Below are 12,980 nucleotides of genomic sequence, written 5' to 3'. Positions count from 1 at the left end.
GTTGGGTTTGGATTTTGTATCTGTGATCACAGATCAAATATGGTGAATACCCTATGAGGCATGACAGCGGCGGCGCCGCGCTACCATCGCCGCCATGGCCATCAACGAACTAGTCACCCCACTCAAACGGCAGACCCTCAGCAGCGATGTCTATGCACAGCTCAGGGAATTGCTGATCACGGGCCAGATGATTCCGGGCGAGCAGATCTCGCTGCGCACCACGGCCAGCGCGCTGGGCGTCAGCGTCATGCCCGTGCGCGAGGCCGTGCACCGGCTGGTGGCCGAGCAGGCGCTGGAACTCACGCCCAACCGCGCGCTGCGCGTGCCCTTGATGACGGAAAGCGCCTTCCGCGAGATCACCCGCATCCGCGTCAACCTCGAAGGCCTGGCCACGGAGCAGGCGGCCCGGCAACTGCCGGCCGCCGGGCTGGAACGCATCGCCGCACTGCAGGACCGCTTTGCGGCCGAGATGGCCAGTGCCTCGCCGGACGGCGCGCGGCTCATCGCCTTCAACAAGGATTTCCACTTCGCCGTCTACAGCGCGGCCGGCATGCCCATGCTGCTGCAGATGATCGAGGCGCTGTGGCTGCGCATAGGCCCCATCCTCAACCACGACATGCGCTCGGGCTCGCGCCGCGTGAGCGAACAGGTGGCGGTCGGCCACCATGCGCGCCTGGTCGAGGCCCTGCGGCGCGGCGATGCGCCCGCCGCCAAGGAGGCGCTGCGCGGCGACATCGAAAGCGCGGCCGACTACATTGTTTCGGCGGGCGTGCTGGTGACGGCGGACAGCGGGTTGAACGGCGTGAGTGGACTGAACGGCCCCGCCTCGCCAGGCGAAGAAAGCCGGTGAGCCGCAGAGGAATGAAGTAAGGAAGTAAGATTTCCGTGTTTTCTCTGATTTGCAGGAGCCGGCCATGCTTGCCAAATTGACGTCGAAGAACCAGATCACCCTGCCCAAGGCCGTGGTGTCCGAGGTGGAGGCCACCGAGTATTTCGAGGTGGCCGTGGAAAACGGCCGCATCGTGCTCACGCCCGTGCACGTGCAGCGCGTCCAGCGCGCACAGGCCGTCCGCGACAAGCTGCAGCAGATGGGCATCACCGAAGAGGATGTGCAGGAGGCGACCTCCTGGGCGCGCAAATGATGCGTGTCGTCCTGGACACCAACGTCGTGCTCTCGGCATTGCTGTTCACGTCCGGCCGTTTTGCGTGGATACGCCGGGCCTGGCAGCACCAGCAGTTGAAGCCCCTGGTCTGCAGGGAAACGGCCAGCGAATTGCTGCGTGTGCTCGCCTATCCGAAGTTCAAGCTGTCAACGGCCGAGCAACAGGCCTTGCTGGAGGATTTCCTGCCCTGGGCCGATGTCGTCACACTGTCGCAGCCCTGGCCTGCATTGCCGCTGTGCCGGGACGACAAGGACCAGGTGTTCCTGGTGCTGGCGCATGTGGGCCGGGCCCAGGCGCTCATCACGGGTGATGGCGATCTTCTGGCACTGCGCGACGAGTTTCCCGGCCTGATCGTGACGCCCGATGAATGGGCTGCGCGGCAGGCGCTCTGAGGGCTGAAACACATGCACAACGCCCACGACCCCAAGGTTCTTCCCATACGCGACGGCGTCAGCCCCAGCTGCGTGGTGCTGCCCAGCCAGGGCGGCGGGTTGCTGATCGATTTTCTGGCCGAGCGCCTGCCGGCCGTGGCGCGCGAGGACTGGCTGCGGCGCATGGCGCAGGAAGAGGTGGTGGACGAGCACGGCCGTGCCGCCCATGCAGGCACGGCGTTTGCGCCGGGCCTGCGCTACTACTACTACCGCGAGCTGCAGGCCGAGCCGCCCATCCCCTTCGAGGCCGAGGTCATCCACCGCGACGCGCATCTGCTGGTGGCCGACAAGCCGCATTTCCTGCCCGTGGTGCCGGCCGGCAGGTACCTGCAGCAGACGCTGCTGGTGCGGCTCAAGCGCGAGTTCGACCTGCCCGAGCTGTCGCCCATCCACCGCATCGACCGCGACACGGCGGGGCTGGTGGTGTTTTCGGTGCAGCGCGCCACGCGCGGCATCTACCAGGCGCTGTTCCGCGACCGCGCCATACACAAAACCTACGAGGCCGTGGCCCCCTGGCGCGAGGACGTGGTTTTCCCGCGCACGCATGAAAGCCGCATGGAGGAAAGCGGCCATTTCTTTCGCATGCACGAGGTGGCCGGCACGCCCAACACCCGCACCCACATGCAGGTGCTGGAGCAGCGCGGCCTCTGGGCGCGCTACCGGCTGGAGCCCGAAAGCGGCAAGCGCCACCAGCTGCGCGTGCACATGGCCGCCCTGGGCCTGCCGCTGTGGGGCGACGGCTTCTATCCCGAAGTGCATGACTTGCCCGAGGGCGACTACTCGCGCCCACTGCAGCTGCTGGCGCGCAGCCTGGCCTTCACCGATCCTCTGGACGGCCAGTCGCGGCGCTTTGACAGCCGCCGCCAGCTGCTGCCGCTGACCGACCTGTAGAGGCTTTCCACTGCCGGAAACCGTTGGTTTTTTGCCCATGGCCCCGCCATGGGATAGGCCGGTTGCGGACATTTAACGGACAACTTTGTCCGATAATTGTCCGCATGACTTCCAAAAGACCCAGTGCCGATATCCGCCGCGCCCAGCTGCTGGACGCGGCCGATGCCGTGTTTTCCGAGCATGGCGTGACCGCGCCGCTGGACCTGGTGGTCGAGCGCGCCGAGGTCGGCCGCGCCACGCTGTACCGGCAGTTTCCTGACCGGCGTGCGCTGATGCTGGCGCTGCTGGAGCGTTCGCTGGACAGCATGCGCAGCGCGGCCGAAGCCATGGCCGAGGACGACGATGCCTTCTACAAGCTGCTGTCGCGCCTGGCCGAGCGCATTGCGGTCTCGGCCCCCATCACCGATTACTGGCGCACCGTGGAGCGCGGCGACGAGGTCATCGCCCAGGCCCGCGTTGCCATGTGGCAGATCTTTCGGCCGGCCATGGACCGGGCCGTGGCCTGTGGCCATTGCCGCCAGCCGCTGACGCAGGCCGAGCTGTCCCTGGTCTTCGGCATGCTGGGCGCCTCGCTGCGCGGCGAGACGCCGCAGCAGCGCCGCACCCTGGCGCGCAAGGCGCTGCAGATCGTCTGGCAAGGCCTGAAGGCCTGACATGGCCACCACACCCACTCCACCGGGGCCCGTGCTGCCCCCGTCGCCCCCCGTCGTCTACCTCAAGCCCCCGCCGGACTGGGAAGAGCATGAAAAGCCCAGCCTGCCGGGCTCGCCGTCCATGCCGCTGCACCAGCCGGCCGTGCGCGCCGCCTATGGCCTGATCGCCGTGCTGGTGGCGCTGACGGGTGGCCTGGGCAATGCACTGTTCACGGCCAACCTGCCCACCATCCAGGGGCAGATGGGGCTGACGTCTTCCGAGGCCGCCTGGCTGACAGGCGCCTACGTCATGCTCAACATGACGGCCAACCTGCTGGTCTACAAGTTCCGCCAGCAGTTCGGCATGCGGCTGTTCGCCGAGATCGGCCTGGGCCTGTATGCGCTGCTGACGCTGCTGCACCTGGTGCTGGGCAGCTACACCAGCCTGCTCATGCTGCGCGCGGCCAGCGGCCTGGCGGGCGCCACCTGCAGCACGCTGGGCACGCTCTACATGCTGCAGGCCGCGCCGCGCAAGCATGTGCTCAAGATGCTGGTGATCGGCTTGGGGCTGGGGCAGATCGCCACGCCGCTGGCCTGGATCCTGTCGCCGGGCCTGCTGTTCAACAGCGAGTGGCACAACCTCTATCTGTTTGAGGCCGGCCTGGCCCTGATCTCGTTCGCGGGCGTGGTGGTGCTCAAGCTGCCGCCGGGCGTGCATATCCGCAGCTTCGAGCGGCTGGACTTCCTGACCTTCTTCCTCATGGTGCCCGGCGTGGGCCTGCTGATCTCCGTGCTGGTGCAGGGCTACAACCACTGGTGGCTGGACACGCCCTGGCTGGCCTGGATGCTGATCGGCTCCATCGTCCTGCTGAGCGTGGCGCTCTACATCGAGCACCACCGCCGCAACCCCATGCTGCAGACGCGCTGGTTCGTGCTGGCGCCCACGGTGCGCTTCGTGATCGGTGCGCTGCTGCTGCGCTTTCTGACCACCGAGCAGACCTATGGCGTGATCGGCATGCAGCGCATGCTGGGCATGACGGTGGACCAGATGCAGCCGCTGTTCATCGTCATCCTGCTGGGCACCATCGCAGGCATTGCCGTGTCGGCGCTGACCTTCGGGCTGGAGAACATGGGCAAGCAGATCGTGGGCTCCATCGTGCTGTTCGCGCTGGCGGCCTGGCTGGACCACAGCCGCACCAGCCTGGCCCGGCCCGAGGACTTCTTCGGCAGCCAGTTCCTCATGGCCGTGGGCGCGGGCCTGTTCATGGGGCCGCTGATGCTGATCGGCGTGGTGCAGGGCCTGAAGTTCGGCGCGCACTACATGCTGACGGCCATCGTCACCATCTCCATGACGCAGGCCATGGGCGCGCTCATGGGCTCGGCCCTGCTGAGCACCTATCAGATGCACCGCGAGCAGGTGTATTCGGCCGCCATCGTGGCCGACGTCGATCCCACCGACCCCATCGTGGCCGACCGCCTGCGCCTGCAGCAGCAAAGCCTGGCCCGCGTCATCGCCGACCCGGCCCTGCGTGCGGCCCAGGGCACGGCCCAGCTGGCGCAGGCCGCACGCCGCGAGGCCAATGTGCGCGCCTACAACGACGTGTTCGCCCTCACGGCCGGCGTGGCCGTGCTCTACCTGCTGTGGATGCTGGCCCTGGCCGGCCGCGCACGCCAGCGCGCCTTCGTGGAGCGCATGCGCGCCGCCGCTGCCGATGCCTCGGCCATGCGCGGCACCGATGCCGCCGCGCCGCAGGACGCGCCGGGCCAGCCGCCTACCCAACCCGTCGCCCGCGCCTGAAACCGTTCGCCCAGAGAAAAGACAACAACATGAGTGACTCCGAAAATTCCAATGGCGGCACGGCCGCCTCTGCCTCGCCTGCGCCGGCTCCCGCTGCGGCGCCATCGCCATCGCCATCGCCATTGCCATCGCCATCGCCCAAGCTCATCAAGCCCTCGCTGCGCAGCGTGCTGGTGATGCTGGTGGTCGCACTGGCAGGCGTGCTGCTGGTGCTGCGTGCCTGGAACCTGTTCCCCTTCGCGGGCACCGTGGTCAGCACCGACAACGCCTATGTGCGCGGCGCCGTCACCGTGCTCGCGCCCCAGGTCAGCGGCTATGTGACCGAGGTGCTGGTGCAGGACTACGAGAACGTCAAGGCCGGCCAGCCCCTGGTGCGCATCGACGCCCGCACCTACGAAGCCGCCCAGGCACAGGCGCAGGCCCAGCTGGCCAATGCCCGCGCACAGCTGGCCAATGCCGACCAGACCCAGGCCCAGAACCGCGCCACGCTGGGCGCCAGCCGCGCCGGCCTGGCGGCGGCGCAGGCCGAATCCGACCGCGCCGCAGCCGAGCTGCAGCGCGTGCAGGCGCTGTCCGAGCGCGGCTCCGTCTCGCTCAACGAGCGCGACAAGGTGCGTGCCACCGCGCGCCTGGCGGCCACCAACGTGGCCAAGGCCCAGGCCGACATCGAGATCAATGCCCAGAAGATCAAGGCGACGACGGTGAACCGCGCCTCGCTCGAAGCCCAGGTCCAGATGGCCGAGGCCCAGCTGCGCCAGGCCCAGATCAACCTGGACAACACCGTGGTGCACGCGCCAGGCGATGGCCAGGTCAGCGAGGTCGGCGTGCGCCGGGGCCAGTACGTCACGGCCGGCTCCCAGCTCATGTACGTGGTGCCGCACACGCTGTGGGTGGTGGCCAACTTCAAGGAAACCCAGACCGCCCAGGTGCGCATAGGACAAGCTGTGCGCTTCAGCGTCGATGCGCTGGGCGGCGCCCACCTCACGGGCCGCGTGCTGGAGATCGCGCCTGCCACGGGCTCGGAATTCAGCGTGCTCAAGGCCGACAACGCCACGGGCAACTTCACCAAGGTCGTGCAGCGCCTGCCGGTCAAGATTGCAATCGATCCCGACCAGGAGCTGGCCGCCAGGCTGCGCGCGGGCATGTCGGTGGTGGTGCGGCTGGATACGGCGCAGCCTGAGCCCCAACCCGCACAGCAACCCGCACAGCAGCCCGCACCCCAACCGGAGGCCCGCCCATGACCGCCCGCGCACTGGCCATGGCCGTTGCCTGCGCCACCGCGCTGGCCGGCTGCAGCGTGCCGCCGCTGAGCACCGCGCCTGAAGCGGCCCGGCCCGCCATGCCCGCCCAGTGGAGCGGGGCAGGGCAGGAGCCGGCCGCCGCCGTCCAGGCATCGTGGTGGCAGGCCTTTGGCGATCCGCTGCTCACGCGCTGGGTGGAACTGGCCCAGTCCCGCAACAACGATGTGCTGCTGGCCCTGTCGCGCGTGGATGAGGCGCGGGCCAACCTGGATGTGGCAGGCGCTGCGGGCCTGCCCCAGCTCTCGGCCACGGCCGGCGCCTCCACGGGCCGCAGCCTGGGCGCGCGGGGCCTGGCGCACACGCGCTCGGTTCAGCCCGGCCTGCAGGCCAGCTGGGAGCCTGATCTGTGGGGCCGCATCGCCCACCTGGAAAAGGCCGCCGCCCTGCGCCTGCAGGCCAGCGAGGCCGACCGCGACGCCGTGGCCCTGGCCGTGGCCGCCACCACGGCGCAGGCCTATGTGGGCCTGCGCTCGCTGCAGTCGCAGCTGCAAGTGGCCCAGGCCACGGCCCGCTCGCGCGAACAGGCCCTGCGCCTGGCCGATGAGCAGGCGCGCGTCGGCTACACCTCGCAATTGCAGCTCACCCAGGCCCAGGCCGAGCTGCAGGGCGTGCAGCAGGCCGTGGAGCAGCTGGAGCTGTCGCTGGCGCGCCAGCGCACGGCGCTCCTGCTGCTGGCCGGTGGCGAGGGTGACGAGCAGGCAGCCGCGCTCATGGCAACAACCGACAGCCAGTCCGCTGCGCTGGGCGCACCGCCGCCTGCGCCGGCCGCCGGCCTGCCTTCTGCCTTGCTGCAGCGCCGCCCTGACATTGCACGGGCGCAGCTGCAGCTGGCGGCCGCCGACGAAAGCCTGGCCGTGCAGCGCACCGCCTTCCTGCCCCAGGTCTCGCTGACGGCCAGCGCCGGCAGCCTGCTGGTCAATGCCCTGCAATACCACCCGGCCACGGTCTGGGCCCTGGGCGGCAGCGTGCTGGCGCCGCTGTTCACGGGCGGGCGACTGCAGGGCCAGTTCGACGCCGTGACCGCCCAGCGCGACCAGGCCGCCTATGCCTACCGTGGCGTGGTGATCAAGGCCCTGGCCGATGTGGAAAACGCCCTGGTCGGCACCCGGCGCCTGCAGTCGCAGTGGCAGCACGCCAGCGAGCGCGAGGCGGTGCTGCAGCGTTCCCTGGGCTTTGCCAAGGACCGCTACGAGGCCGGCTACGCCAGCTACCTGGAAGAGCTGGACGCCCAGCGCAATCTCTACCAGGCCCAGCAGGAAGTCATACGCCTGCGCCAGAGCCAGCTGGAAAACGCCATTGCGCTGTACCAGGCGCTGGGCGGCGGCTGGCAGGCCGCCACCACACCAGTGGCCGCACCCGTCGCTGCACCTGTCGCCAGCCCCGCCCGCTGATCAGACCTTCTCGATGCGCGCAGGCAGGCCCTGGCGCACCGTGGCGCCGGACACCCAGTCCACCCATACGTTTTTGCAGCCGGGCCGCGTGGGATCGGCAAAGCCCAGGTCGTTGAGGTTCACGCCATTGGCATGCTCGGCGTTCACCGGCATGGGCTTGCCGTCAATGCTGTGGCGGCCCGCGCCCAGTTCGCGGTGGCCGTAGCCGTGCTCGATGGCCACGGTGCCCGGCATCACGCCGTCGCGCACCATGGCCACGGCCGTCACCGCGCCGCCCGGCGTGCGGATGCGCACCGTGTCGCCGTTGGCGATGCCCAGCCGCTCGGCGTCATCGCGGTGCAGGGACACCGGGTTGTGCGGATGCACCTGGCGCAGCCGCGAGACGGCAATCGACATGGAACTCATCAGGTTGGACTTGTACGAGGTCAGCAGCAGCGGCCATTGCTGCTCGCCGAAATGCGTGCGCATGGCGCTGCCGTCGGCCAGCCGTGCCGGATACCAAGTGGGGCAGCCGCTGTAGCGCTCGCCCGTCATGGCGTGGCGCATGCGGGCCAGCTCCTCGCTCCACACCTGCAGGGCAGGCGCGTGGGCCTTGCGGGTGTGGCCGTCCTTCCAGGCGTCCTCGATGCGGTCGAAGCGCCCGCCGCGCGTCAGCAGCATGGCCACCTGACGCCATTCATCGTCCTTCAGGCGCTGGCGCAGCGCGGGCACCAGCCTGTCCACGCCAGTGATGGCGATGTCGTCATCGCTGGCCGCCGGCACGGGCTTGCCGCCTGCCCAGGCCACGTTGGCCAGGGCATGGATGAAGAAGTCCTCGGCCGAGCGCAGCGCATGGGGCTGGCCCTGGGCGTCCTTGATGGCGGCCTCGCCAAAGCCGGGCAGGCCCAGCCGTTCTGCCACGGCAAAGAGGAAGCTCTCCACGTTCACGGGCTGGCCGCCGGCCGTGCGCGCCACGGCGGGCTGCACCACGGGCCAGCGCACGGTGGAGCTTTTGGCCACCACGTCGGCCCAGGGCGCCGAGATGCCCCAGCTCTCGTAGGTCACGGTATCGGGCACGATGAAATCGGCCAGCGCGCTGGTCTCGTTGATGAAGGGGTCGATGGAGACGATCAGCGGCAGCTTCTTCGGGTCCTTGAGATCGTCCACCAGCGCGTTGCGAAAGCCCGCAATGCCGTAGACGGGGTTGCTCATGTGGTTGATCCAGGCCTTGGCGCGGTAGGGGTAGCCGGCCAGCGCGCTGGCCAGCATCTCGCTGGACAGGCCGCCCACGGCCGGGTACCACGGGGCCTGGGCGGCGGGGTAGTCCTTCGCGCCCTCGGGCTGGCCCTCGCGCTTGCGCTGGAATTCCGCGCTTTTCTCGTAGGGCTGGCGGTGGCGTGACAGCGCCAGGCCGCGCGGCTTGACCTTGCCGTCGAAGTTGGCGAAGTCATAGCGCGGGCCCGGGCCGAAGGGGCCGAACGGGCCCGCATCCAGCACCAGGCCGCCCTGCACGTTGAGGTTGCCCACCAGGGTGTTGAGCATGCTGATGGCGTAGGCGGTGTAGAAGCCCGCGCCGCTCATGGTGCCGCCATGCGCATCGGCCACGGCGCGCTTGCCATGGCTGGTGAACTCGCGCGCCAGCGCCTCGATCTCGCCGCGCGCCACGCCGCACAGCGCCGCGTATTCGTCCAGTGTCTTGAGGCTGGCCTGCTCGTGCAGCTTGGCCAGCGAGGAGCAGACCGACAGTTCGGGGGCCTGGTCCGCGCCTTCGGCCTTCAGGCCGGGCACGGCCACGCGGGTGCGCACCATCAGCTGTGCAGGCTCGGCCTGGGTGTGCGGCGCCAGGCGGCCATCGGCACGCTGCACCACGAACACATCCTGGGCCGGCTTGCCGTCTTCGGCTGGCGCGGGCAGGGCCCAGCCCAGGTCGGCGCCGCGCAGAAAGCTGCCATGGCGCGGGTGGCCGGGCTCGTTGACCAGCAGGTGCGTGGCATTGCTCCAGGACGCCTCGCCCGCCGCCTGCATGGCGGCCGGGCCGGGCTGGGCGAGAAAGCCCGTGTCATGGCGCGCCTCGTCCAGGATGACGCGGATCAGCGCCATGGCCAGGGCCAGGTCGCTGGCCGGCTTGACGGCCAGCCAGCGGTTGCCGCTGCCCGCAGCCAGGCTGGACGAGATGGGCAGCACGGGCGAGACCACCACGTAGCGGAAACGGTTGTCCTCGCGCGAGCGGGCCTCGGCCAGTTCGCGGCCCTGGCGCTGGAAGGGGTTGCCGGACTGCGCGGGCGCCGCGCCGATGAACAGGCCGAAGCTGGCATGGCTCCAGTCGGGCTTGCCGTGCGGCATGCCGGGCAGGTCGCCCAGGGCCGCTGCCGCACCCACGCGAAAGCTCTGGCCGCAGTAGGCGCCGTGGTTGCTGACGTTCACGGTGCCGAAGGACGGCCCCGCAAAGCGGCGCAGCAGCTGGGCGCGGCCTTCGTTGGAGGCGTCGGTCACCAGCAACTGGTTGGAGCGCGGGCCGAACTCGGGGTTGTCGGCGTCCAGCGGCGTCTTTGTGTCCCAGATGGCACGCAGGCCATCGACCTGGCCTTCGCCGAACAGATCGCCGCCCTCGCAGACTTCCTGCACCAGCTGCTCGAAGGAAATGCTCTGCCAGCGGCCGCTGCCGCGCGGGCCCACGCGCTTGAGCGGGGTGAGCACGCGGTGCGGTGCACTCTGGTGCTCCAGCATGGACGAGCCGCGCGCGCAGGACGTGGCCCGGCCCTCCAGGCCCAGCTCCTTGCCCAGCTTGGCGTAGACCTCGCGCACGGGTTCTTCCATGGCGGCCGGGCGCGTGGTGGCCAGCGGGTGGTAGGGGTTGCCTGCCACGCGCAGGATGCGGTTGCTGGCGGTATCGACACGCACGCGCACGCCGCACTGCGTCCAGCAGCCCAGGCAGCTGGACGGGCTGACCACCTGGCCGGGCTGGGTGGCGAGCGCGCCCGTGGCCGGGTCGATGCGGAACTCGGGCGTCAGCGAATTGCCGCGCGTGGCGCTGGCCGTGGGCGTGCCCGAGCTGCCTGTCACCAGGCCCTTGGCGCCACGTGCCAGCGTCTCGCCGTAGCCGGCCGCAAAGGCGGCCAGCCCACCGGCGGTGAGTCCGCCGCGCAGCAGCAGGCGGCGGCGTGTGGCCTCGGCATCCAGGGAATCTTCGGGGGCTTGGGGGAGTTTCTTCTTGTCGGTCATGAAAGGCTTTCTGTGGCGCGGCCGGCCGGTGGCGGGCCGCGCTCCGTGAATGGGTGAGGGGTCGTCAGGGCGGCGGTGTCAGAGGGCGCGGGCCGCGGCCGAGCGCGCGGGAAACAGCTCCAGCGCCCAGGTGGCCAGCGTCACCAGTGCAATGCACAGGCCGGCCACGCCCAGCATGCCCAGCAGGCCGTCGCCGCCCAGCGGCATGTGGTAGATGTACAGGCCCGCGCCGTACTTGGGCACGCCTTGCACGCCCATGAACAGCGCCCAGCGGAAGGCCCAGGCCGCGGCGGCCAGGCCCAGCCCCAGGGCCAGCGTGTAGCGCGGGCAGGCCATGCGCTGCCCACCCCGCACCAGGGCCCACAGCAGGGCGGCACCGGCCACGGCCGAGCCCAGCATGCTCAGGCGCCAGACCGGAAACTGCTGCCACAGCTGCAGCGCCGCCTGGAAGGAGCGGCCCTGGCCCAGCCAGCCGGCAACGGCCCAGACCACCACCATGGCCAGCAGGCACAGCGCCAGCGCCAGGCCCAGCATGCGCAGCGCCTGCAGGGCGCCGGCATCGGGGCGGTGGCGGGCGGGCAGAAAGCGCGCCGTCACCAGCATGCAGCCCACCGTGGCCAGCCAGCCCGTGAGTGCCAGGTTCAGCGGCACCCACAGCGTGTTCCACAGCGGGCGCGAGCGCACGGCCATCAGCTCGGCGCCGGTATAGGCGGTGATGGTCAGCGCCGACACGGCCAGCAGCGGCGCCAGCCAGCGCAGCCACTGCGGCCGGCCCAGCCACCAGGCCAGCACGAAGGCCAGCGCCAGTCCCACGAAGGCCGGCAGCAGCAGGGCGCCCACCGACATCCACGACCACGGCGTGAAGTGCGCATAGAAATGCCAGAAGCGCGCAGGCTGGTGCAGGTCGGCCAGCAGCGACACGGGCGCCGCGATGGCGCTGACGGCCAGCACCAGCACGGCGGCCGGCAGCAGGCGCGCCATGGCGCTGGCGCGCGGCGCCCAGGCGCAGGCGGCGGCCAGCAGGGCGGCGCCCGTGGCAATGCCGGCCAGGAAGAAGTACTGCACGGCCCAGGGCAGCCAGGCCGATTCGTAGGCGGGGGTCAGGAGTTCGACGATGTGCATGGGGTGCTCCTTGCGTTCAGTGGGAAGTGACCAGCCGCACGCTGGCCTGCCCGTCCACGCCGTCGACGAAGGCGTCGGGCAATCCCAGGTAGTACACATGCGGGTCCGTGCCCATGGCGGGCTTGAGCACCTTGAGGTCCTTGGCGTGCTCGCGCATGCGCTGGCGGATCTCGCTGCCCTCGTCGTTGAGGTCGCCGATCACGCGGGCGCCGCCCACGCAGCTTTCCACGCAGGCCGGCAGCAGGCCGGCTTCCAGGCGGTGCTCGCAGAAGGTGCACTTGTCGGCGGTCTGCGTCTCGTGGTTGATGAAGCGCGCGTCATAGGGGCAGGCCTGCACGCAGTAGCCGCAGCCCACGCAGCGCTCGTTGTCCACCAGCACGATGCCGTCGCTGCGCTGGAAGGTGGCCTGCACCGGGCAGACCGGCACGCAGGGCGGGTTGTCGCAGTGGTTGCACAGGCGCGGCAGGTTGAGCATGGCCGGCGGCAGGTCCTCGTTGCCCGCGTGCTGCACCTCGTACTGCAGCACCGTGGTGCGGAACTGGCCCAGCGGCGGCAGGTTCTCCATGGAGCAGCTCACCGTGCAGGCCTGGCAGCCTATGCAGCGGCGCAGGTCCACCAGCATGCCGTAGCGCTTGCCGGCCTCGCCGGGGCGGCGCGGCGGCTGGAAACCCGTGGTGCTGGGCGCGGCCGCCGCCACGGGCAGGGCCACGGCCGCCATGGCGGCGGCCAGCAGGTCCTGCAGGAAGCCGCGCTTGCCTGCGGCGGGCTGCGCATGGGAGAGGGTAGGGGCGAGGATGTCCTGGGTGGAGGGCTTGCAGCTGCAGTCGTTGCAGCCGCTGCCGGCGCGGGATGTTTTTGGCATGGCCTGTCTTTCATCGTCCTGCGGCCACGGATCGTGGTCGCTCAAACTCAATAAAGCATTAAAAATATGCTTTTTATATTGAATCTAATATATGAAATTCAGGGCCTTGGCGGCTTGATGTGAGTCAAGCAATGGGCTTGCAAAGCGCCACCAACTGCCTGCCATGGACAGGCGCCCAAGGCACTCCA

11 protein-coding genes are annotated in these 12,980 nt (G+C 69.9%); 8 read left to right on the top strand and 3 right to left on the bottom strand.

The annotated features are described in order from the left end of the window. Window positions 1–94 precede the first annotated feature (94 nt). The 8 genes from GRX31_RS09225 to GRX31_RS09190 all read left to right on the top strand — a co-directional run bounded on the left by GRX31_RS09225 (window position 95) and on the right by GRX31_RS09190 (window position 7,607). Entirely contained in the window at window positions 95–850 is a 756-nt protein-coding gene (locus GRX31_RS09225; protein ID WP_160852316.1) for a GntR family transcriptional regulator, read from the top strand. Between the two features lie 64 nt (window positions 851–914). Further along, complete coding sequence (locus tag GRX31_RS09220; protein WP_016451595.1) at window positions 915–1,142, top strand: AbrB/MazE/SpoVT family DNA-binding domain-containing protein; 228 nt, start codon at window positions 915–917, stop codon at window positions 1,140–1,142. Beyond that, a complete protein-coding gene (locus GRX31_RS09215; RefSeq protein ID WP_160852314.1) occupies window positions 1,139–1,555 on the top strand; it encodes a putative toxin-antitoxin system toxin component, PIN family in 417 nt (138 codons plus the stop codon). The genes GRX31_RS09220 and GRX31_RS09215 overlap by 4 nt, the downstream gene beginning before the upstream one ends. Before the next feature lie 12 nt (window positions 1,556–1,567). After that, window positions 1,568–2,485, top strand: a complete 918-nt coding sequence (locus GRX31_RS09210; RefSeq protein ID WP_160852312.1) for a pseudouridine synthase — start codon at window positions 1,568–1,570, stop codon at window positions 2,483–2,485. Between the two features lie 104 nt (window positions 2,486–2,589). Then, window positions 2,590–3,138, top strand: coding sequence for a TetR/AcrR family transcriptional regulator (locus GRX31_RS09205; RefSeq protein WP_016446240.1), 549 nt, complete (start codon window positions 2,590–2,592; stop codon window positions 3,136–3,138). A gap of 1 nt (window position 3,139) precedes the next feature. Further along, entirely contained in the window at window positions 3,140–4,915 is a 1,776-nt protein-coding gene (locus tag GRX31_RS09200) for an MFS transporter (RefSeq protein ID WP_160852310.1), read from the top strand. 29 nt (window positions 4,916–4,944) lie between these two features. After that, on the top strand, window positions 4,945–6,156 hold the full coding sequence (locus GRX31_RS09195; protein WP_160852308.1) for an HlyD family secretion protein: 1,212 nt from the start codon (window positions 4,945–4,947) through the stop codon (window positions 6,154–6,156). Next, window positions 6,153–7,607, top strand: a complete 1,455-nt coding sequence (locus GRX31_RS09190) for an efflux transporter outer membrane subunit (RefSeq protein WP_160852306.1) — start codon at window positions 6,153–6,155, stop codon at window positions 7,605–7,607. The genes GRX31_RS09195 and GRX31_RS09190 overlap by 4 nt, the downstream gene beginning before the upstream one ends. On the opposite strand, the gene GRX31_RS09185 is transcribed toward GRX31_RS09190, so the two are convergent. From GRX31_RS09185 to dsrO, 3 genes are all read right to left on the bottom strand, one after another. After that, window positions 7,608–10,808 (bottom strand): tetrathionate reductase subunit A, encoded by a 3,201-nt coding sequence (locus tag GRX31_RS09185; RefSeq protein ID WP_160852303.1) that lies wholly within the window; start codon window positions 10,806–10,808, stop codon window positions 7,608–7,610. Window positions 10,809–10,886: 78 nt separating this feature from the next. Beyond that, window positions 10,887–11,930, bottom strand: coding sequence for an NrfD/PsrC family molybdoenzyme membrane anchor subunit (nrfD, locus tag GRX31_RS09180; protein WP_016451602.1), 1,044 nt, complete (start codon window positions 11,928–11,930; stop codon window positions 10,887–10,889). A gap of 16 nt (window positions 11,931–11,946) precedes the next feature. Further along, the gene (gene dsrO / locus GRX31_RS09175) at window positions 11,947–12,792 is read right to left on the bottom strand and encodes a sulfate reduction electron transfer complex DsrMKJOP subunit DsrO (RefSeq protein ID WP_046985198.1); all 846 of its coding nucleotides are present in this window, start codon (window positions 12,790–12,792) and stop codon (window positions 11,947–11,949) included. Between the last annotated feature and the right edge of the window lie 188 nt (window positions 12,793–12,980).

Origin of the sequence: Delftia sp. CH05 (assembly GCF_009827015.1) — a bacterium.
Taxonomy (GTDB): Bacteria; Pseudomonadota; Gammaproteobacteria; order Burkholderiales; family Burkholderiaceae_C; genus Comamonas; species Comamonas tsuruhatensis.
This window is presented reverse-complemented; position numbering and strand designations above follow the sequence as displayed.